At 31.0% G+C, this 22,876-nt stretch carries 21 protein-coding genes; 20 read left to right on the forward strand and 1 reads right to left on the reverse strand.

Annotation, left to right across the window (positions count from 1 at the left end):
• The 10 genes from HMPREF2561_RS08430 to rny all read left to right on the forward strand — a co-directional run bounded on the left by HMPREF2561_RS08430 (position 1) and on the right by rny (position 10,303).
• Positions 1–717, forward strand: a complete 717-nt coding sequence (locus HMPREF2561_RS08430; protein ID WP_048762400.1) for a GntR family transcriptional regulator — start codon at positions 1–3, stop codon at positions 715–717.
• 93 nt (positions 718–810) lie between these two features.
• The gene (yfmF, locus tag HMPREF2561_RS08435) at positions 811–2,010 is read left to right on the forward strand and encodes an EF-P 5-aminopentanol modification-associated protein YfmF (protein WP_371089566.1); all 1,200 of its coding nucleotides are present in this window, start codon (positions 811–813) and stop codon (positions 2,008–2,010) included.
• Positions 2,010–3,296: an EF-P 5-aminopentanol modification-associated protein YfmH gene (gene yfmH / locus HMPREF2561_RS08440; RefSeq protein ID WP_049379244.1), complete on the forward strand. Its 1,287-nt coding sequence runs from the start codon at positions 2,010–2,012 to the stop codon at positions 3,294–3,296. The genes yfmF and yfmH overlap by 1 nt, the downstream gene beginning before the upstream one ends.
• 2 nt (positions 3,297–3,298) lie before the next feature.
• Positions 3,299–4,003 (forward strand): elongation factor P 5-aminopentanone reductase, encoded by a 705-nt coding sequence (gene ymfI, locus HMPREF2561_RS08445; RefSeq protein ID WP_017174621.1) that lies wholly within the window; start codon positions 3,299–3,301, stop codon positions 4,001–4,003.
• 118 nt (positions 4,004–4,121) lie between these two features.
• Positions 4,122–4,964: a DUF3388 domain-containing protein gene (locus HMPREF2561_RS08450; RefSeq protein ID WP_002448864.1), complete on the forward strand. Its 843-nt coding sequence runs from the start codon at positions 4,122–4,124 to the stop codon at positions 4,962–4,964.
• A 20-nt stretch (positions 4,965–4,984) separates the two neighbouring features.
• A complete protein-coding gene (locus HMPREF2561_RS08455) occupies positions 4,985–5,377 on the forward strand; it encodes a helix-turn-helix domain-containing protein (protein WP_017174622.1) in 393 nt (130 codons plus the stop codon).
• A 32-nt stretch (positions 5,378–5,409) separates the two neighbouring features.
• Positions 5,410–5,985 carry a CDP-diacylglycerol--glycerol-3-phosphate 3-phosphatidyltransferase gene (gene pgsA / locus HMPREF2561_RS08460; RefSeq protein ID WP_017174623.1) on the forward strand — a complete coding sequence of 192 codons (576 nt, stop codon included), beginning with the start codon at positions 5,410–5,412 and terminating at the stop codon, positions 5,983–5,985.
• A 132-nt stretch (positions 5,986–6,117) separates the two neighbouring features.
• On the forward strand, positions 6,118–7,257 hold the full coding sequence (locus tag HMPREF2561_RS08465; protein ID WP_019835105.1) for a CinA family nicotinamide mononucleotide deamidase-related protein: 1,140 nt from the start codon (positions 6,118–6,120) through the stop codon (positions 7,255–7,257).
• A 176-nt stretch (positions 7,258–7,433) separates the two neighbouring features.
• Positions 7,434–8,480, forward strand: coding sequence for a recombinase RecA (recA, locus tag HMPREF2561_RS08470; protein ID WP_002448773.1), 1,047 nt, complete (start codon positions 7,434–7,436; stop codon positions 8,478–8,480).
• Between the two features lie 263 nt (positions 8,481–8,743).
• Positions 8,744–10,303: a ribonuclease Y gene (gene rny / locus HMPREF2561_RS08475; protein ID WP_002448856.1), complete on the forward strand. Its 1,560-nt coding sequence runs from the start codon at positions 8,744–8,746 to the stop codon at positions 10,301–10,303.
• A gap of 73 nt (positions 10,304–10,376) precedes the next feature.
• On the opposite strand, the gene HMPREF2561_RS08480 is transcribed toward rny, so the two are convergent.
• Positions 10,377–10,592, reverse strand: a complete 216-nt coding sequence (locus HMPREF2561_RS08480; RefSeq protein WP_002448781.1) for a hypothetical protein — start codon at positions 10,590–10,592, stop codon at positions 10,377–10,379.
• A 153-nt stretch (positions 10,593–10,745) separates the two neighbouring features.
• On the opposite strand from HMPREF2561_RS08480, the gene HMPREF2561_RS08485 reads away from it, so the two are divergent.
• The 10 genes from HMPREF2561_RS08485 (at position 10,746) to mutL (ending at position 22,868) form a co-directional block, all read left to right on the forward strand.
• A complete protein-coding gene (locus HMPREF2561_RS08485) occupies positions 10,746–11,540 on the forward strand; it encodes a TIGR00282 family metallophosphoesterase (RefSeq protein ID WP_017174625.1) in 795 nt (264 codons plus the stop codon).
• Positions 11,541–11,649: 109 nt separating this feature from the next.
• A complete protein-coding gene (locus HMPREF2561_RS08490; protein WP_017174626.1) occupies positions 11,650–13,410 on the forward strand; it encodes a 2-oxoacid:acceptor oxidoreductase subunit alpha in 1,761 nt (586 codons plus the stop codon).
• On the forward strand, positions 13,411–14,277 hold the full coding sequence (locus tag HMPREF2561_RS08495) for a 2-oxoacid:ferredoxin oxidoreductase subunit beta (RefSeq protein WP_017174627.1): 867 nt from the start codon (positions 13,411–13,413) through the stop codon (positions 14,275–14,277).
• 146 nt (positions 14,278–14,423) lie between these two features.
• On the forward strand, positions 14,424–15,044 hold the full coding sequence (locus HMPREF2561_RS08500; RefSeq protein ID WP_017174628.1) for a poly-gamma-glutamate hydrolase family protein: 621 nt from the start codon (positions 14,424–14,426) through the stop codon (positions 15,042–15,044).
• A 63-nt stretch (positions 15,045–15,107) separates the two neighbouring features.
• Entirely contained in the window at positions 15,108–15,404 is a 297-nt protein-coding gene (locus HMPREF2561_RS08505; protein ID WP_002448768.1) for a thiamine-binding protein, read from the forward strand.
• Positions 15,405–15,588: 184 nt separating this feature from the next.
• Positions 15,589–17,133, forward strand: a complete 1,545-nt coding sequence (miaB, locus tag HMPREF2561_RS08510) for a tRNA (N6-isopentenyl adenosine(37)-C2)-methylthiotransferase MiaB (RefSeq protein WP_017174629.1) — start codon at positions 15,589–15,591, stop codon at positions 17,131–17,133.
• A 1-nt stretch (position 17,134) separates the two neighbouring features.
• Positions 17,135–17,503, forward strand: coding sequence for a YlbF/YmcA family competence regulator (locus HMPREF2561_RS08515; RefSeq protein WP_049416231.1), 369 nt, complete (start codon positions 17,135–17,137; stop codon positions 17,501–17,503).
• Between the two features lie 20 nt (positions 17,504–17,523).
• Positions 17,524–18,012: an energy coupling factor transporter S component ThiW gene (gene thiW, locus HMPREF2561_RS08520; RefSeq protein ID WP_017174631.1), complete on the forward strand. Its 489-nt coding sequence runs from the start codon at positions 17,524–17,526 to the stop codon at positions 18,010–18,012.
• Positions 18,013–18,209: 197 nt separating this feature from the next.
• Entirely contained in the window at positions 18,210–20,831 is a 2,622-nt protein-coding gene (gene mutS / locus HMPREF2561_RS08525; RefSeq protein WP_017174632.1) for a DNA mismatch repair protein MutS, read from the forward strand.
• Between the two features lie 12 nt (positions 20,832–20,843).
• Positions 20,844–22,868, forward strand: coding sequence for a DNA mismatch repair endonuclease MutL (mutL, locus tag HMPREF2561_RS08530; RefSeq protein WP_037540998.1), 2,025 nt, complete (start codon positions 20,844–20,846; stop codon positions 22,866–22,868).
• Positions 22,869–22,876 lie beyond the last annotated feature (8 nt).

Here is a 22,876-nt window from a genome sequence, read left to right on the forward strand (position 1 = left end):
ATGACTGAATTGAACTCAGTTTTTAAAGTAAAAGAATATATTTTTAAAAAAATAAAAAATCATTCTTTAAAACCTGGTGATAAACTTCCTAGCAATTTATCCATTGCTAGAGAAGTTAACGTTAAAACAGATGATGTCTATGAAGCGATTGGAGAACTTATTATTGAACAAGTTTTAACTGATAATTTTGAAGAAGGAACAAGTATAAAGGCTCTACAGCCCTTTTATTATCCTTTAAATAAATTATTTAGTATTAGTGAAATGATTAAAAAAGCGGGATATGAAGCAAGTACAGAATATTTGAGTTTAGAGCAGCAACCCGCTTCTTTATTAGATGCAAAAATGTTAGATATTGAAGATAAGCAGCCTATAACAATTATTGAAAGACTACGTACTGCGAATCATCATCCAGTTATTTATTGTTTAGATAAGATTGCTGAACATCATTTAACTTGTACCGAATATCAAGAAAGTGATGGATCGATGCTTAATGCAATTGAACTTAATACTGGGCATAAGGTAGCTTCTGCTGAAACTGAAATTGAAGCAATCAGTTATGAACCTCATATTTCTAGCATATTGAATGCTGAACCACATGAGGGATTAATGTTATTAAAGGTTGTCCATTATGATGAAATGGGTAAACCTATTTTATACTCATTAAATTATATAAAAAGTAGCCTAGTGAAGTTTAAATTAACACGCACAAAAATTTAATAACAGGTAAAGGAGTGATTGATTATTTTGAAACAACATACTAATCATCAAATACATATTGATATTCTTCCAACTGAGAAATTTAAAACAACGATGATCACATTTAAATTTATGGCACCACTTGATTACGAAACAATTACTGCTCGTTCATTACTAAGTAAAGTATTGGTTCGTGCCACAAAAAAATGGCCAACAGATAAATCATTTAATAAACAATTATCAGAGCTTTATGGAGCTTATATTAATAGCTTTGTTTCTAAATTTAAAGATAAACATGTCATTACTATTTCTTTAGAAATTGTAAATGAACGTTATCTTAAAGATACTACACCATTATTTGAAAAAGGTTTGAATTTATTAAAAGAAGTCATCATGAATCCACTTGTTGAGAATAATTCATTCAACTCTACATTTGTTACTCAAGAAAAATCATTATTACATAAAAAAATAGAAGCGATGATTGACAATAAAGCGCAATATTCATTTATTAATTTATTAAAATATATGTTCAAAAATGAAGCTTATCGTTATTTAGCTATAGGTCAAATAGAAAATATTGCGCGTATTACAAATGAAAGTTTGTATGATACATATAAATCTATGATAAATAATGACATGTGTTCAGTGTATGTAGTGGGAAATGTAAATGAAAAAGAAGTTACATCACTCATAGAAAATTCATTTAGTCTTAGCTCAACGACGTTTGACTTTAATCATAATGTAAATACTGACTGTACCGACCAATCTACTGAAACAATCATTGAAAAAGATACCGTTGACCAAGCTAAATTAAATTTAGGTTATCGTTTTCCAACTCATTATGGAAACGAAGATTACTATGCACTTGTCGTATTAAATACTATGTTTGGCGGTGATCCTTCTTCAGTACTATTTAATGAAGTACGTGAAAAACAAAGTCTAGCTTATTCTATTCATTCGCAATTAGATGGAAAAAATGGCTATTTATTTGTATTAAGTGGTGTATCTGTTGAAAAATACGATATTGCAAAAACTACAATTATTGAAGAATTCGAGAAGTTTAAAGTAGGAGATTTCTCTGAAGAAAAATTAGCATTAGCTAAAAAAATTATCATTTCACAACGACAAGAAATTGCAGATAGACCTAAAGGTATTATTGAAGTCATGCAAAATCAACTACTTTTAAATCAGCCTCAATCAGATAAAGAATACATGGAATTAATTAATAAAGTGACTAAAGAAGATGTCGTTAAAATGGCAAATCAAGCCTATTTAGATACGATATATGTATTAACGAAAGGAGGTCAATCATAGTGCAAGAACAATATTATGAATTAATTGATGAACGCGTCTATAAACATGAACTAAATAATGGATTACGCTTATTTGTAATTCCTAAAAAAGGATTTCAAAAAACATATGTGACCTATACAACTCAATTCGGTTCGTTGGATAATACATTTAAACCTCATCATAAAGATCAATATGTGACTGTACCAGATGGAGTAGCACATTTTTTAGAGCATAAGTTATTTGAAAAAGACGATGATGAAGATTTATTTACTGCTTTTGCCAATGATAATGCTCAAGTCAATGCATTTACAAGTTTTGATCGTACGAGTTATTTGTTTAGTGCAACTGATCAAGTTGAACGAAATATTCTACGTTTACTTGATATGGTGGAAACACCCTATTTTTCAAAAGAAACAGTAGACAAAGAAAAAGGGATTATTGCTGAAGAAATTAAAATGTATCAAGAACAACCAGGATATAAAATTATGTTCAATACATTACGCGCAATGTATCATCATCATCCAATTAAAGTAGATATTGCAGGTAGTGTTGAGAGTATTTATAGTATCACTAAAGATGATTTATACTTATGTTATGAAACGTTTTATCATCCATCCAATATGGTATTATTTGTCGTAGGAGATGTGGATCCTAAACGTATTTGTAATGTTATTGAAGAACATGAAAATCGTCGTCATAAAACAAATCAACCTTCTATTCAAAGAGGAGCAATAAAAGAACCAAATGAAGTAGTTCAATCATTTGTATCTGAAAAAATGAAATTACAGTCTCCACGTTTAATGCTAGGGTTTAAAAATGAACCTTTGGATGAAGCACCTGAGAAATATGTTCAAAGAGATTTAGAAATGACTTTATTTTTTGAACTCGTATTCGGTGAAGAAACAGATTTCTATCAATCTCTTCTTAATGATGATTTAATTGATGATTCATTTGGATATCAATTTGTTCTTGAACCTACTTATAGTTTCTCAATTATTACAAGTGCTACTCATGAACCAGATCAATTAAAGGATAGGTTACTTACTGAATTAAAGAAATATAGAGGAAACTTAAAAGATTCAGAAGCATTTGAATTATTGAAGAAGCAGTTTATTGGTGAATTTATCTCTAGTTTGAATTCCCCAGAATATATTGCAAATCAATATGCAAAATTGTATTTTGAGGGTGTAAGTGTATTTGATATGTTAGATATTGTAGAAAATATTACTTTAGATAGTATTAATGAAACTGCTAAACAATATCTAAATATTGATCGTTTTGTTGATAGCCGTTTGGAGATAGATTAAATATGAAGGCATTAGTATTTGGTGGTTCTGGTAGTATTGGTAGTGCGATTGTAGATCGTTTATTAAAAGAGGGATATGAAGTAGTACTTCAATATTATCAATCTGATATTTCATCCTTAGAAAAAAAGTATAAAGGTGAAGCCGTAGAATTCATTCAAATGGATTTGACTCATGATATTGATTTAAATGATATATTTAGTCATATAAAACAGTTAGACTGTTTAATTTATAGTAGTGGTACATCATTATATGGCATGCTACAAGATATGAAAGATAAAGAGATAGATGAATGTTATCATATTCATGTCAAACAGTTGATTCGATGCTGTCGATATTTCATAGACCTATTGAGAAAAAGTACAAATGGTAGAATTATTGTTATCTCATCAATTTGGGGCGAGACGGGAGCAAGTATGGAAACTATTTATTCAGCAATGAAAAGTGCTCAAATTGGATTTGTAAAGGCCCTCAGTCAAGAGCTAGCATTGACGAATGTCACTGTGAATGCTATAGCACCTGGTTTTGTTTCAGGACGTATGGCTAAAGCATTCAGTGATGAAGAAAAAGCAGTTATCTTATCTGAACTACCACAACAAAGAATGATAGCTCCACAAGAAGTAGCACATGTGTGTGCTTATTTATGCCATCCTAATGCTAAGAGTATTACAGGAACAGTCCAAAAGGTTAATGGTGGTTGGTATATTTAAAAAGTATCCTAAATTTTAAATGCAGATTTGACGATTCGTTTTTTATAATCAATGATATAATAAATTTAATTATATAAGGGGAATATTTCAAATTGTATTTAAACAAGGGGTTGGTTAGATGACTGTTGCTAAAAAAAAGGAATGGTATTTAGAATACGAGATAATTGTTAATCGGGCTGGACTTTTAGGCGACGTATCGAGTTTACTTGGTATGTTAGGAATTAGTATTATTACTATAAATGGTGTTGATCAAGGGCGTCGTGGATTACTTATTAAGACAGATAGTCTTGAAAAAGTCACACGTTTTGAAAATATCATTCATGAATTGAAAGAAATAGAAATAACAAAGTTAAGAATTCCAGAGTTACGTGATCGTTTAGCAGTGCGTCATGGTCGCTATATTGAACAAGATGCTGGTGACAAAAAAACATTTCGTTTTGAACGTGAAGATTTAGGTTTACTTGTCGACTTTTTAGCAGAATTATTTAAAGAAGATGGTCATAAATTAATAGGTATTAGAGGGATGCCTCGTGTTGGAAAAACAGAATCGATTGTCGCAGGTAGTGTCTGTGCGCATAAACGATGGCTATTTATAAGTTCAACATTAATTAAACAGACAGTTCGTAGTTCTCTTATAAAAGGTGAATATGATGCTAATCATGTTTATATTATTGATGGTGCGGTAACTGCTAGAGAAACAAATCCTAAACATCAACAGTTAGTTGAAGAAGTGATGACTTTACCGTCAATAAAAGTAGTTGAGCATCCAGATTTATTTATAGAAACAAATCAATATAGCATCGATGATTTTGATTATATTATCGAGCTACGTGAACATGAGAATCAAAAAATTGAATATGATCACATGAAACAACAAGTTAAACAACAAGCAATTAAAAGCAAAAACACATTAGATTTTGGAGAAGATGTGTTTGGCGGTGGCTTCGGTTTTTTTGAGTAATGAAGGTGGAGGCGTCAAAAGTGAAAACAATTGGTGAAACCTTAAAAGGTAGAAGAGAAAGATTAGGAATGACATTAACAGAATTAGAACAACGTACACAATTAAAGCGAGAAACGTTAAAATATATTGAAGAGAATAAATTTGATCAACTTGCCAAAGTGGATTACGCTGAAGGTTTTATTAGACGTTATGCAAGTGTAGTTAATATGGATGTAAATCAACTCATTAAAGTGCATCATGAAGAAATTCCTAATCAACATAATCAACTCGATACACTTTTACATCATTATCGACACAACGAAGTGCCCGAATATCGTACTAAAAATAAAGAACCTATTCAATTATTGATTATGATTAGTATTGTTATAATTATTACTTTTATTATGTGGGTATTAGCAGTATTATTAATATAATATACATATAAATTAAGAAATGAGGTATTAAAATGAATATACCTAACCAGATTACAGTTTTTAGAGTGATTTTGATTCCAGTATTTATATTATTTGCTCTAGTAAACTTTGGTTTTGGAAGTGTATCTGTATTAGGTGGATATGACATAAGAATAGAGCAACTTATTGCTGCTATTATTTTTATTGTAGCTTCTTTAAGTGATTTTTTAGATGGTTATTTAGCAAGAAAATGGCAACTTGTGACAAATATGGGTAAGTTTTTAGATCCATTAGCGGATAAATTATTAGTTTCTAGTGCTCTTATTGTTATGGTTCAATTAGGGCTAACTAATTCAGTTGTAGCAATTATTATCATTGCTCGTGAGTTTGCGGTTACAGGTTTACGTTTACTTCAAATTGAACAAGGATTTGTGAGTGCAGCAGGCCAATTAGGTAAAATTAAAACAGCTGTTACAATGGTAGCAATTATTTGGATTTTACTTGGTGATTTATTCTCAAACTGGATTGGATTCCAATTAGGACAAGTATTATTATACATTGGCGTATTCTTTACAATATTATCAGGAATTGAATATTTCTATAAAGGTAGAGATGTGTTTAAGCAATAAAAGTATAATCAAATAAAGTGAAATGTAATGAGAGTCGCATAAAATGACTCTCATTTTTTTGAGTTATTTTTTAGATTATATAATAGATTAAGTATAAAATATGAATTAAGACTATATAAGGGAGAGGGACATATGAATATATCTATCATAGCAGTAGGTTCAGAATTATTATTAGGTCAAATAGCAAATACAAATGGCCAATATTTATCAAAACTTTTCAATCAAATTGGAAAGAATATAGTTGAACATACAGTTATCGGTGATAATCCTGATCGTTTAGAATTTATTATTAGAGAAGGACTAAAAAGATTTGACACATTAGTGCTCACTGGTGGATTGGGCCCAACTAAAGACGATTTAACTAAACAGACAGTAGCAAAAGTATTAAATAAAAACTTAGTGACTAATGAAGAAGCATTAAATTATATTGAAGATTTTTTCAAAGAACAAGGGCAAGAAATGACACCTAATAATAAACAACAAGCACTTGTAGTAGAGGGAGCGAAAGTATTAAAAAATCATTATGGTATGGCTCCAGGTATGTTTATTGAAATGGATAATAAAAAAGTAATTCTGTTACCTGGTCCTCCGAGTGAAATGCAACCTATGGCTAAAAATGAGTTGCTTCCATTACTTATAGATAATGACAATACTATTTTTTCAGAGCAACTGAGATTTGCAGGAATTGGAGAATCGAAAGTTGAAACAGAACTTATGGATTTAATTGAAAAACAAACTAATCCTACGATAGCTCCGTTAGCAGGGAAACATGAAGTATATATTAGATTAACAGCAAATGCTTCTACACAAAGTGAATGTAAAACATTGATTCAACCTATAAAAGAAGAAATACTAGAACGAATTGGTCAATTTTATTATGGTTCAGATGACACATTGTTAGAACAATCTGTAATGGAACAAATGAATTCTACAGTAAGTATATATGACGGGGTAACGGATGGAGCGATTTATACTCGTTTAAAACGCTTTGATAAACAAAATATATTAAAAGGAATATTACCAGATAATGATATATTTTTAAATCATCATTCAAGTATTGAAATGCAATTAAGAGACGCCTCTTCATATGTAAAAGATTTATATAAAACTGAAATGGGTATAGCAATATTACATGAGAAAGAGGAAGTTTATCTAGCAATTAATACAAAAGATGATTTTAAAATGACTACATTTAAGATAACACAATCAAGAAATATACTGCCCAACAGAAGTCAAAATTATGTATTAATAAGATTATTAAATTGGCACTAAAATGTACTTAAATTAAAAAATGGTTATAATTTTCGGGCACATTTGTTCGATTTTGTATTCATTGTTCTCTTTTTATACGAACAAATATTCGCAAAATACTTGTGTTTGAATATGGTTAAGAGTATAATATATATATAATATTAAATAGATAACTATCTCATATAGGAGGTTTCGCTTTGGATAATGATCGTCAAAAAGCTTTAGATACAGTTATAAAAAATATGGAAAAATCCTTTGGTAAGGGTGCAGTAATGAAATTAGGCGATAATAAAGGTCGTCGTGTATCTAGTGTATCAAGTGGTTCAGTTACTTTAGATAATGCACTAGGTGTAGGTGGTTATCCTAAAGGAAGAATTATTGAAATATATGGTCCTGAAAGTTCCGGTAAAACAACAGTAGCACTTCATGCCATTGCTGAAGTACAAAAAAATGGAGGCGTTGCTGCGTTTATCGATGCTGAACATGCACTTGATCCAGTATATGCTGAAGCATTAGGTGTTGATATAGATAATTTATATCTTTCTCAACCCGACCATGGTGAACAAGGTTTAGAAATAGCAGAAGCTTTCGTAAGAAGTGGAGCAGTTGACATTGTTGTTGTAGACTCAGTTGCTGCTTTGACTCCTAAAGCTGAAATTGAAGGTGAAATGGGAGATACACATGTTGGTCTTCAAGCACGTTTAATGTCTCAGGCTTTGCGTAAACTTTCAGGTGCAATTTCAAAATCAAATACTACAGCTATATTTATTAACCAAATTCGTGAAAAAGTTGGAGTAATGTTTGGTAATCCAGAAACTACACCAGGTGGTAGAGCATTAAAATTCTATAGCTCAGTACGTTTAGAAGTGCGTCGTGCAGAACAATTAAAACAAGGTCAAGATATTGTAGGTAACAGAACTAAAATTAAAGTTGTTAAAAATAAAGTAGCACCACCATTTAGAATTGCTGAAGTAGATATCATGTATGGTCAAGGTATTTCAAAAGAGGGCGAATTAATTGACTTAGGTGTAGAAAATGATATTGTCGATAAATCTGGTGCTTGGTACTCATATAATGGTGAGAGAATGGGTCAAGGTAAGGAAAATGTTAAAACATATCTTAAAGAAAACCCTCAAATTAAAGATGAAATCGATCGCAAATTACGTGAAAAATTAGGCATTTTCGATGGTGATGTTGAAGAAAATGAAGATAAATCATCACAAACATTATTCGATGAAGAATAATGTTAAATTTTTAATGCTTTAACTAGAATATACTTAAAAATATTAAAATTATTTTGTGTGAGAGTGAATGATGAGTTCGAAATGAATTCAATGTCACTCTTTTTCTTTTATAAGTATGTGTAGTGAAATTGAAGTGAAATTTCATATCTTGACACTACTGAGTACATAAACGTACAATTAATATGTATATTATTTATACAATTTATAAAAAATCATAGAGATTTTAATATACAAGCAAATACCTAGAAAAAGGAGGTGTTTATGTGAATTTATTAGACCTCCTACTCATTTTGCTGGGGATTATTCTAGGGGTTGTTGTAGGGTATTTTTTAGCCCGAAATATATTACATCAAAAGCAAATTCAAGCTAGACAAACTGCTAATGATATTATCAAACAAGGACAAAAAGAAGCAGATAATATCAAAAAAGAGAAATTATTAGAGGCAAAAGAAGAAAATCAAATCATTAGAGAACAAGTTGAAACAGAGCTACGTGAAAGACGTAGTGAGCTTCAAAGACAAGAAGCCCGAAATCTTCAAAAAGAGGAAAATTTAGATCGTAAATCAGAATTATTGGATAAAAAAGATGAGATTTTAGATCAAAAAGAATCCAAAATTGAAGAAAGACAACAACAAGTAGATGCAAAAGAGAGTAGTGTTCAGACGTTAATAATGAAGCATGAACAAGAATTAGAACGCATCTCCGGTCTCACTCAAGAGGAAGCAGTTAATGAACAACTTCATAGAGTGGAAGAAGAACTGTCACAAGATATTGCAGTGCTTGTTAAGGAAAAAGAAAGAGAAGCTAAAGAAAAAGTTAACAAAACAGCAAAAGAATTGTTAGCTACTACTGTACAAAGATTAGCTGCTGATCATACAACGGAATCTACTGTTTCAGTAGTTAATTTACCAAATGATGAGATGAAAGGTCGAATTATTGGTAGAGAAGGTAGAAATATTCGTACTTTAGAAACGTTAACAGGTATCGACTTGATTATTGATGATACTCCTGAAGCAGTGATTTTATCTGGATTTGATCCAATTAGACGTGAAATCGCTAGGACTGCATTAGTGAATTTGGTCTCTGATGGAAGAATTCATCCAGGTCGTATCGAAGAAATGGTAGATAAAGCTAGAAAAGAAGTAGATGACATCATTAGAGATGCAGGTGAACAAGCAACATTTGAAATCAATGTTCACAATATGCATCCAGATTTAGTGAAAATTTTAGGCCGTTTAAACTATAGAACAAGTTACGGCCAAAATGTCTTAAAACATTCTATGGAAGTCGCACATCTTTCTGGAATGTTAGCTGCTGAATTAGGCGAGGATGTTAGTTTAGCAAAAAGAGCTGGATTACTACATGATGTAGGTAAAGCAATTGATCATGAAGTTGAAGGTAGCCATGTTGAAATTGGTGTTGAATTAGCTAAAAAATACGGTGAAGTTGAAACTGTTATTAATGCGATTCATTCACATCATGGAGATGTTGAACCAACATCTATAATTTCAATTCTAGTAGCTGCTGCAGATGCATTATCGGCCGCGCGTCCAGGAGCACGTAAAGAAACACTTGAAAATTATATTCGTAGATTAGAACGCTTAGAAACTCTTTCAGAAAGTTATGAAGGTGTTGAAAAAGCGTTCGCAATTCAAGCTGGTAGAGAGATTAGAGTTATTGTTTCTCCTGAAGAAATAGATGATTTAAAATCTTACCGATTAGCTAGAGATATAAAAAATCAAATTGAAGAAGAATTACAATATCCAGGACATATTAAAGTGACAGTTGTTAGAGAGACTAGAGCAGTAGAGTATGCGAAGTAATTTTTAAAATTAAATAGGGACTCACTGAGTACTAAAAAACCTGAGACATGTTTAAAATGTCTCAGGTTTTTCATTATTTAAGTTGTAAATCAGTTTTTTTGATTTCAGAAAGAATTTCAGCTGTATCATAACAATTTGTAGCAATATTAGAATATCTTTCTGCTAAACGGTATGCGTTAATATATAATTCTAAGCTTTCTTTGGCCATATCTTCTGCATCTTCTGATTTTGATGGGTTTGCTTTTACAACTAGTTCTGCAAATTTTTCTGGATCGATATTAATAGACATTTAATTATACAACTCCTAAATTTTTATAATATTATAATAACATATGCTGTATGCATGCTAAAGTTAAGACTGTGTAATTTTAAAAAATATGAAACTCTACCTTTAATTATATAGTTATTTCAATTACACTATATTGTGAGAGGATGAACATTAATGCGAATTTTATTTATTGGAGATATCGTAGGAAAAGTAGGGAGAAATACCATTGCTGAATATTTGCCTAAATTAAAGCAAGCTTATAAGCCTACGTTGAGCATTGTTAATGCAGAAAATGCTGCTCATGGAAAAGGTTTAACTGAAAAATTATATAAACAATTGCTTAGAGATGGCGTGGATTTTATGACAATGGGTAATCATACTTATGGTCAAAGAGAAATTTATGACTTTATTGATGATGCTAAAAGAATGATAAGACCTGCTAATTTTCCGAGTGAAGCGCCAGGTGTTGGTATGCGTTTTATTCAGGTTAATGATATTAAAGTTGCCATCATTAACTTGCAAGGACGCTCATTTATGCAAGATATTGATGATCCATTTAAAAAAGCAGATCAATTGATTGAAGAAGCTAAAAAAGAAACTAATTATATTTTTGTAGATTTTCATGCAGAAACTACTTCAGAGAAAAATGCAATGGGTTGGTATTTAGATGGAAGAGTCAGCGCTGTTGTAGGCACACATACTCATATTCAAACATCTGATGAGCGTATTTTGCCCAATGGTACAGGCTATATTACAGATGTAGGTATGACTGGTTATTATGATGGAATACTAGGGATTAATCGCGAGGAAGTTATTAAGCGTTTTATTACAAGTTTGCCACAACGACATGTAGTGCCTGATAATGGTAGAAGTGTACTTTCAGGTGTTATTATAGATTTAGATAAAAATGGAAGAACCAAACTCATAGAACGCATTTTAATCAATGAGGATCATCCTTTTGATAAATAGTGTATAGTCCATTAGTATGAATTTAAATAAAAGCCACTGTTGACATAGTAAGACGGTGGTTATTTTTGTTATGATTTAGTATGAATTAATTCCACAGGAGGCTAATGATATGAAACCACAAATATCATGGAAAGTGGGCGGACAACAAGGTGAAGGTATTGAGTCAACTGGAGAAATATTTGCTACTGCAATGAATCGAAAAGGTTATTATTTATATGGATATCGACATTTCTCAAGCCGAATTAAAGGCGGTCATACAAATAATAAAATAAGAGTCTCAACTTCTCCAGTTCATGCAATTAGTGATGATTTAGATATTTTAGTTGCATTTGATCAAGAGACAATTGAATTAAATCATCATGAAATGAGAGAAGATAGTATTATTATTGCAGATGCTAAAGCTAAACCTTCTAAACCAGAACATTGTCGCGCTCAACTGATTGAATTACCGTTAACATTAACAGCTAAAGAATTAGGTACTGCACTGATGAAAAATATGGTAGCGATTGGTGCAACTTGCGCAGTAATGAAATTAGATACAACAACTTTCGAAACGTTAATTACAAATATGTTTACTAAAAAAGGTCAAAAAGTTGTTGAAATGAATATAGAAGCGCTTCATCAGGGTTATGAGTTGATGAAGGATAAATTAGATACAGTAAATGGTGATTATTTACTAGAAGATAGTGAGGGTACACCACATTTATACATGATTGGTAACGATGCAATTGGATTAGGCGCGATTTCGGCTGGTTCAAGATTTATGGCAGCTTATCCAATTACGCCCGCTTCAGAAATTATGGAGTATATGATTGCAAATGTTCCAAAAGTAGGAGGAACTGTAGTACAAACTGAAGATGAAATTGCTGCAGCGAATATGGCAATTGGTGCGAACTATGCAGGAGTTAGAGCATTTACTGCGAGTGCGGGACCAGGTTTATCTTTAATGATGGAAGCCATTGGTTTATCAGGTATGACTGAAACACCACTAGTTATTGTTAATACGCAACGTGGAGGCCCTTCAACTGGATTACCTACAAAACAAGAACAGTCAGATTTAATGCAAATGATATATGGAACACATGGAGATATTCCTAAGATAGTAGTAGCACCAACTGATGCTGAAGATGCTTTTTATTTAACTATGGAAGCTTTTAATTTAGCTGAAGAATATCAATGTCCGGTTATCGTATTAAGCGATTTGCAATTGTCATTAGGTAAACAAACAGTAAAACAACTCGATTACAATAGAATTCAAATTAAACGTGGAGAGCTTATTCAATCAGATATTGAACGTGATGAAGATGATAGATCATACTTTAAACGTTATGCACTTACAACATCTGGAATTTCACAACGTCCAATCCCTGGTGTTAAAGGTGGTATTCACCATGTTACTGGTGTTGAACATAATCAAGAAGGTAAGCCAAGTGAAGCTGCTGACAACAGACGTGAACAAATGGAAAAACGTATGAGTAAAACTGCGAACTTACTTATTGAAACACCTGTTGATTATGATGAGAAACATGAGAAAGCAGATATTTTATATATCGGATTTATTTCAAGTAAAGGTGCAATTGAAGAAGGAAGTAAACGATTAAATAATAATGGTATTAAAGTTAATACGATGCAAATTCGCCAACTTCACCCATTACCAAAAGATATTATTCAACAAGCTATTGATAAAGCTTCAAGCGTCATAGTAGCTGAGCATAACTATCAAGGCCAATTATCAAATATCTTAAAAATGAATACTGCCATTCAAGACAAATTAGTTAATCAAACTAAATATGATGGTACACCTTTTTTACCACATGAAATAGAAGAAAAAGGACTTTCAGTAGCTAAAGATATGAAGGAGATGATGTAATTGGCTACATTTAAAGATTTTAGAAACAGTGTGAAGCCAAACTGGTGCCCAGGGTGTGGAGACTTTTCAGTACAAGCTGCAATCCAAAAAGCGGCAGCAAATTTAGGTTTAGAACCTGAAGAAGTGGCATTAATTACTGGAATAGGTTGTTCAGGTCGTTTATCAGGTTATATTAACTCTTATGGGGTACATGGTATTCATGGTCGTGCATTACCTCTTGCACAGGGAGTGAAAATGGCTAATAAAGACTTAACAGTCATTGCTTCAGGTGGCGACGGAGATGGTTATGCGATTGGCATGGGTCATACAATTCATGCATTACGTCGCAATATGAATATTACTTATATTGTTATGGATAACCAAATTTATGGCCTAACTAAAGGTCAAACGTCCCCATCTTCTGCTGTTGGATTTGTAACTAAATCAACACCTAAAGGAAATATAGAAAAAAATGTTGCGCCATTAGAATTAGCACTATCATCAGGTGCTACATTTGTAGCACAAGGTTTTTCAAGTGATATTAAAGCATTGACGAAATTAATTGAAGATGCAATTAATCATGATGGTTTTTCATTTGTAAATGTGTTTTCTCCATGTGTAACATATAATAAAGTGAATACGTATGATTGGTTTAAAGAACACTTAACTAGTATAGAAGATATTGAAAATTATGATCCAACAGATAAACAATTAGCGATGAAAACTGTATTAGAACATGAATCACTAGTTAAAGGTATTGTATATCAAGACACAACAACACCTTCATATGAATCACAAATTGAAGAATTAGATGAAAGTGCATTAACTAAAAGAGATATCCGTCTTTCTGAACAAGAGTTTAATGACTTAACTGCTCAATTTGTATAATTTTTTTAAAGGCATTCTTGAAAGTATCATATGACTTCAAGAATGTCTTTTAATTTAAGTTTAAATTTATAAAAATCTTGTTAAACTTCATTTATTTATTTTTATTAGGGAAGAAAATAATATAGTAAATAAAAGGAGTGGGGATGTTGGACAAATTTAAATCAATGCAAGAATTGGAAAAAGAAACGATAGAAAATGAAGACTGGAAAATAATAACTAGAAATCGAAATAGTAGTGTTTCAATATTAGCAATTCATGGTGGAGGCATTGAACCTGCTACAACTGAATTAGCAAGTATAATTGCTGATGAAGGAGGATATAATTACTTTATTTTCGAAGGTTTACGTAGTAAAGGAAATAAAGAATTGCACGTAACTTCTACACGTTATGATAATAAAGATGCAATGAATCTGGTAACTGAAAGTAACCAAGCTATTGCTATTCATGGTTGTGAAGGGAACGAGAGCATTGCTTATGTTGGTGGAAAAGATGAACGTCTAAAATCACTCATCAAAGAACAATTAAATCATATTGGTATAAAAGCAAAAGAAGCACCAAGCCATATTTCAGGTCAACAGGATAATAATATTGTTAATTGTACAACTAGAGGTAGAGGTGTACAAATTGAGTTAACTACCTCATTACGTAAGGCTTTTTTCAAAAATAATAAAATAAATCGAAAAAGTAGAGAAAATCAGTCAAATTGGGATAAATTAATGTACGACTTTGCAAAAGCCATAAAATCTGCAATAGAAAATATAGAATAACTCAGATTTATAAAGATAATCATGATAAAATAAAATTATAAATAAATCATAGAGGTGAAATTTATGCAAGATACGTTAATGAGTGTACAAATAGTTCCTAAAACACCTAATAATGATGATGTTATTCCTTATGTAGATGAAGCTATTAAAATTATCGATCAGTCGGGGCTACATTACAGAGTAGGTCCTCTTGAAACGACTGTCCAAGGTGATATGAGTGAATGCTTAATTTTAATTCAAAAATTGAATGAAAGAATGGTTGAATTAGAATGTCCTAGTATTATTAGCCAAGTGAAGTTTTATCATGTGCCAGAAGGGATATCTATTGAAACTCTAACTGGTAAATATGATGAAGCATAACATATGTTAAAGTTAAATGAAGTTTAGTTAAAGTGGAGTAAGATTCAAGATGACATCTATTCCACTTTTTTATTCAATATTTAATAATAGAATATATTAATTTGTAAACTCTTTTTGCACTTTAATGCTAATTTTAATATAATGTACTAATGATATTAGGGCATATAGAAAGGATTTTTGTAAAGTGAATGAAGAGCAAAGAAAAGCTGGTACGATAGATATTTTAAACGAACGTAATAAAAAAGCAGAAAAAGACTATAGTAAATATTTCGAACATGTTTATCAACCACCTAATCTTAAAGAAGCAAAAAAGCGTGGTAAACAAGATGTTCAATATAATCGAGATTTTCATATTGAAGATAAATATAAAGGTATGGGGAAAGGACGAACATTTTTAATTAAAACATATGGTTGTCAAATGAATGCACATGATACTGAAGTAATGGCAGGAATTTTGCAAGCTTTAGACTATCAAGCAACTGATGATATTAATGAAGCGGATGTTATATTAATTAATACATGTGCTATTCGTGAAAATGCTGAAAATAAAGTATTTAGTGAAATAGGTAATTTAAAACATTTAAAGAAAAATAGACCTGAAACATTAATTGGTGTATGCGGTTGTATGTCACAAGAAGAATCTGTTGTAAATAAAATCTTAAAATCATATCAAAATGTGGATATGATTTTTGGAACACATAATATCCATAAATTACCTGAAATTTTAGAAGAAGCATATTTATCAAAAGCCATGGTCGTTGAGGTTTGGTCTAAAGAAGGCGACGTTATTGAAAACCTACCTAAAGTGCGTGAAGGAAGTACAAAAGCATGGGTTAATATTATGTATGGATGTGATAAATTCTGTACATATTGTATTGTACCTTTTACACGAGGAAAAGAACGCAGTCGTAGACCACAAGATATCATTGAAGAAGTTCGAGGTCTCGCTCGTGAAGGTTATAAGGAAATTACGCTTCTAGGACAAAACGTTAATTCATATGGAAAAGATATTAAAGATTTAGATTATGGTCTAGGTGATTTATTAGAGGATATTTCTAAAATTGACATTCCACGTGTACGTTTTACAACGAGTCATCCTTGGGATTTTACAGATAGAATGATTGAAGTGATTGCAAAAGGTGGAAATATCGTTCCTCACATTCATTTACCTGTGCAATCTGGAAATAATGCTGTATTAAAAATAATGGGACGTAAATATTCACGTGAAAGTTACTTGGATTTAGTTGATAGAATTAAAGAAGCTATTCCTAATGTCGCCCTTACTACTGACATAATAGTAGGATATCCTAACGAAACAGAAGAACAATTTGAAGAAACACTTTCATTATACGATGAAGTTCAATTTGAACATGCTTATACGTATTTGTATTCACAAAGAGATGGTACGCCTGCTGCTAAAATGAAAGATAATGTTCCAACTGAAGTGAAAAAAGATCGCTTGCAACGTTTAAATAAAAAAGTTGGTCAATATTCAGAAAAAGCAATGCAACATTATGAAGGACAAGTTGTTACTGTTTTATGTGAAGGAACAAGTAAAAAAGATGAAACAGTTCTAGCAGGTTATACTGAAAAAAATAAATTAGTTAACTTTAAAGGACCACGTGAAGCCATTGGTCAACTTGTTGATGTTAAAGTTAAAGAAGCAAAACAATACTCATTAAATGGTGAATTTTTACATTTTCATAATCAAGTTATGGTGACTAATTAATATGTATGAGAAAGAAGATATTCTAAAACAAGCAGATAGTGTATCGAACAAAATAAAGGGACTAGAATTGATTAAACAATATCAAAATGTAGAGCAACAAATTCATGAGAATTCATCAATTGACCAAAAAATGAAACAATTAAAATTGCAACAAAAACAGTCAGTAAATTTTCAAAATTATGGCAAGCATCAGGCTTATCAAAAATCTGAAAAAGAAATTTCTCAACTTGAAAAAGAAATCAATGCATTACCTATTGTTGAAGAGTTTCGGTCAGCGCAATTTGAAGCAAATGAGTTTTTGCAATTGATGGTTTCTACTATGGAACAAAGTTTAAATAAGCATAATGAAAAAGCACATCATGACTCATAAACAGAAGGGAATATTCAAAGATGAAAACTAAAAAACTTACCATTACAGCTTTACTCATTGCTTTTAATGTCGTATTTAGTAGTTTTATTATTATACCTTTAGGTCCAGTAAAAGCAGCCCCAGTACAACATTTTGTAAATGTACTATGTGCTGTTTTTGTAGGACCATGGTATGGTTTAGCACAGGCTTTGATTTCTTCTTTAATAAGAATAATATTTGGAACTGGCAGTGCATTTGCCTTTCCTGGTAGTATGATTGGTGTGTTTCTAGCTAGCATCTTCTATATGTATAGAAAGCACATATTTATGGCTGCAGTTGGAGAAGTGATTGGAACTGGAATCATTGGTAGTTTAATGTGCATTCCACTATCTTGGATATTAGGTTTGCAACATTTCTTTATCAAACCATTAATGCTTGTATTCTTAGTTTCAAGTTTCCTTGGTGCGGCGATTAGTTATATCTTACTTATAGTGTTAAAAAAACGTGGATTATTAGATAAATTCAAATAAATATTTTATTTAAGATTATCATTTCATACGCTTAATAAGTTTAGTGTTTATTAAGCGTATGAAATGATAATCTTTTATTTTTAAGTTGTAGAATAATATTCTAATTTAGATAACGAGCGCTTCAGTATGACATATGTTAAAATATACAAGTTAAAATGTGAGAAACAAGTATATATCAGTAAGGTTGTGAAAAAAATATGGCTAATGTGACACCTATGATGCAACAATATTTAAAAATAAAATCTCAATATCAAGATTGCTTATTGTTTTTTAGATTAGGTGATTTTTATGAAATGTTCTTTGAAGATGCTAAAGAAGCATCTAGAGTATTAGAAATTACTTTAACTAAAAGAGATGCTAAAAAAGAAAATCCAATTCCAATGTGTGGTGTTCCGTATCACTCAGCAAATAGCTATATTGAAACACTTATTAACAATGGATATAAAGTTGCTATTTGTGAACAGATGGAAGATCCAAAACAAACTAAAGGCATGGTTAAAAGAGAAGTAGTTAAAGTAGTCACACCTGGAACAATGATGGAACAAGGCGGAATGGATGAAAATCAAAATAATTATATTCTTAGCTTCATTCAGAATGAAAATGGATACGCATTAAGTTATTGTGATGTTTCTACTGGTGAATTAAAAGCTACCAATTTTGAAGATGAAAGCACGTTAATTAATGAAATCATTACGATTAACCCAAATGAAATTGTAGTACGAGAAGACATAAATGAAGATTTAAAAAAACAAATTTCACTTACTACAGAAACGATTACAGTTAGAGAAGAAATTTCTGATATGGAATATAGTGTCAATACATTAGAAAATAATTTAATGTTTTTGACAACACAATTATTGTTAGATTATATTCATCATACTCAAAAAAGAGATTTGTCTCATATTGAAGACGTGATAACCTATGCGGCGATTGACTTTATGAAAATGGATTATTATGCAAAACGCAATTTAGAGCTTACTGAAAGCATACGTTTAAAAAGTAAAAAAGGAACATTGTTATGGTTAATGGATGAAACAAAAACACCTATGGGTGCAAGACGCTTGAAACAGTGGATTGATCGCCCACTTATTCATAAAGACAATATTGAACAACGATTAGATATCGTAGAATCATTTATTGATCATTTTATAGAAAGAGATACTCTAAGAGGTTACCTTAATCAAGTATATGATATTGAAAGATTAGTAGGACGAGTAAGTTATGGAAATGTAAATGCTCGTGATTTGATTCAACTCAAACATTCTATTTCTGAAATTCCAAATATTAAATCACTTCTTGAACAAATGAATAGTGTGACAACAACGCAGTTTAGCACATTAGAACCATTAGAAGATTTACTGACAGTCTTGGAAGATAGTTTAGTAGAAGAACCACCTATTTCAGTTAAAGATGGGGGGCTGTTCAAACAAGGATTCAGTAAACAACTAGATGAGTATTTAGAAGCATCTAAAAATGGAAAAGATTGGCTCGCACAACTTCAAGCGAAAGAACGTGAAAGAACAGGTATCAAATCTTTAAAAATTAGCTACAATAAAGTTTTTGGTTACTTTATTGAAATCACACGTGCTAATCTTCAAGGATTCGAACCAAGCGAGCATGGCTATCATCGTAAACAAACTTTATCTAATGCAGAAAGATTTATTACAGACGAATTAAAAGAAAAAGAAGATATTATTTTAGGTGCAGAAGATAAAGCAATTGAATTAGAATATCAACTGTTTATTCGATTGAGAGAGCATGTTAAATCATATACTGAAAGATTACAAAGACAAGCAAAAGTGATATCAGAGCTTGATTGTTTACAAAGTTTTGCAGAAATTGCACAAAAATATAACTATGTTAGACCAAAATTTAGTGATGATAAAACATTGAACTTAGAAAATTCTAGACATCCTGTTGTAGAACGTGTGATGGATTATAATGATTATGTACCAAATGATTGTTATCTTGATCAAAATAACTTTATTTATTTGATTACTGGCCCAAATATGTCCGGTAAATCAACTTATATGCGACAAGTGGCAATCATTAGTATCATGGCACAAATGGGAGCTTATGTACCATGTGATAATGCAATATTACCGATTTTTGATCAAATTTTTACAAGAATTGGTGCAGCAGATGATTTAGTATCCGGTAAAAGTACCTTTATGGTTGAAATGCTAGAAGCACAAAAAGCATTAACATACGCAACAGCAGATAGTTTAATCATCTTTGATGAAATCGGACGAGGAACGTCAACATATGATGGCTTATCTCTAGCGCAAGCTATGATTGAATATGTATCTGAAACATCACATGCTAAGACGCTTTTTTCAACCCATTATCATGAATTAACAACATTAGATCAACAGCTATCTAGTTTAAAAAATGTACATGTAGCAGCAGATGAGTATCAAGGTGAACTTATTTTCCTTCATAAAGTTAAAGAGGGTGCCGTTGATGATAGTTATGGTATTCAAGTTGCTAAATTAGCAAATCTTCCTGAGAAAGTAATTGAAAGAGCTCAAGTTATTTTAAATGCGTTTGAACAAAATGGAGTATTAGATGAGAATGTCCATCGTCAACATTATAATGACAACTCTAAAGATATTGAAAATAAGAATCATTTAAATAATAAGGAAGAACACTCAACTATTAAACAAACAGATGTGTTTGAACAAACAAGTTTTGACTTATTTAATTCGAATGAAACACAAAGTGAAATAGAAGCACAAATTAAAAATTTAAATATTTCAAATATGACACCTATTGAAGCATTACTTAAGTTAAGCGAATTACAAAATCAGTTAAGATAGAGGTGTTAATACATGGGTAAAATTAAAGAATTACAAACATCTTTAGCAAATAAAATTGCTGCAGGAGAAGTGGTTGAACGTCCTAGTTCAGTAGTAAAAGAATTACTTGAAAATGCAATTGATGCTAAGGCGACTGAAATTAATATAGAAGTAGAACAATCAGGTATTTCCTCAATTCGTGTAGTCGACAATGGAACTGGAATTGAGCAAGATGATTTGCAACTTGTTTTTCATCGCCATGCTACCAGTAAAATAAATGATGATGACGATTTGTTTCATATCAGAACATTAGGGTTTCGAGGTGAAGCACTGGCCAGTATTTCATCTGTAGCTAAAGTGACACTTAAAACGTGTACAGATAATGAAAATGGTCACGAAATTTATGCTGAAAATGGTGAAATATTATCTCAAAAACCAGCAAAAGCCAAAAAAGGAACAGATATTAAAGTAGAATCATTATTTTATAATACGCCAGCTCGGTTAAAATATATTAAAAGTTTATATACAGAATTAGGAAAAATTACAGATATTGTTAATCGAATGGCAATGAGTCATCCAAACATTCGCTTTTCACTTATATCTGATGGAAAAACGATGTTAAAAACGAATGGTTCTGGAAGAACAAATGAAGTGATGGCTGAAATATATGGTATTAAAGTTGCAAAAGATTTAGTTCACATTTCTGGCGATACTAGTGACTATCATTTAGAAGGATTTGTTGCTAAACCGGAACATTCTCGTAGTAATAAACATTATATTTCAATTTTTATTAATGGTCGATATATCAAAAATTTCGCTTTAAATAAAGCTATTACTGAAGGATATCATACACTTCTAACCATAGGTCGTTACCCTATTTGCTATATCAATATAGAAATGGATCCAATTTTAGTAGATGTCAATGTGCATCCAACGAAACTTGAAGTTAGACTTTCAAAAGAAGAACAACTTTATAATTTAATTATTGAAAAAATTAGACATGCATTTAAAGATAGAATATTAATTCCTAAAAACGATTTAGATCGAACACCTAAAAAAAATAAAGTATTGCATACATTTGAACAACAAAAAATCGATTTTGAACAAAAACAACAAAATATTTCAAATGAGACAAAACAATTAGAAAATAAAAATGACCCCAACATTTCGACTAACAATACCTTTTCAACAATAAGTCATCAATATGATGAAGCACATACCTCTGATGATTCTTACACTAGAGAAGATAACGAAAATTCTAGTGTCTATAATAATAAACGTAGTATGGATAAAGATTACTTCGACATTCAAAAAGATATTTTAAATAGTTTAGATCGTGCCGAATCTTCAATCGATAACACTCGACATGATGAAACCAATATTTATAATTATGATGAAAATGATGACTTTCAAGAGAATGTTACAAATCAAGAAGAACAAGATATTAAAGGTAAAGTAAGTTCAACACCGTCTCGACGTGTGCCATATATGGAAGTAGTTGGCCAAGTACACGGTACCTATATTATTGCTCAAAATGAAAATGGAATGTTTATGATAGATCAACATGCTGCACAAGAACGTATTAAATACGAATATTTCAGAGAAAAGATAGGCGAAGTATCAAATGAAGTACAAGATTTGTTAATTCCTTTAACATTTCACTTCTCAAAAGACGAGCAATTAATTATTGATCAATATCGAGAAGAACTTGATAAAGTAGGGGTCCATTTAGAACATTTTGGTGGATATGACTATATTGTAAATAGTTATCCAGTATGGTTTCCTAAAGTGGAAGCAGAGGAAATTATTAAAGATATGATTGAACTCGTATTAAATCATAAAAAAATTGACGTTAAAAAAATGCGTGAAGACGCAGCTATTATGATGAGTTGTAAGAAGTCAATTAAAGCAAATCATTATTTAAAAAAGAATGAAATGGCAGATTTAATTGATCAATTAAGAGAAGCGGAAGATCCATTTACTTGTCCTCATGGTAGACCAATTATTATTAACTTTTCAAATTATGAATTAGAGAAATTATTTAAACGAGTAATGTAGAAGGGATG

Origin of the sequence: Staphylococcus sp. HMSC069E10 (assembly GCF_001809205.1) — a bacterium.
Classification (GTDB): domain Bacteria; phylum Bacillota; class Bacilli; order Staphylococcales; family Staphylococcaceae; genus Staphylococcus; species Staphylococcus hominis.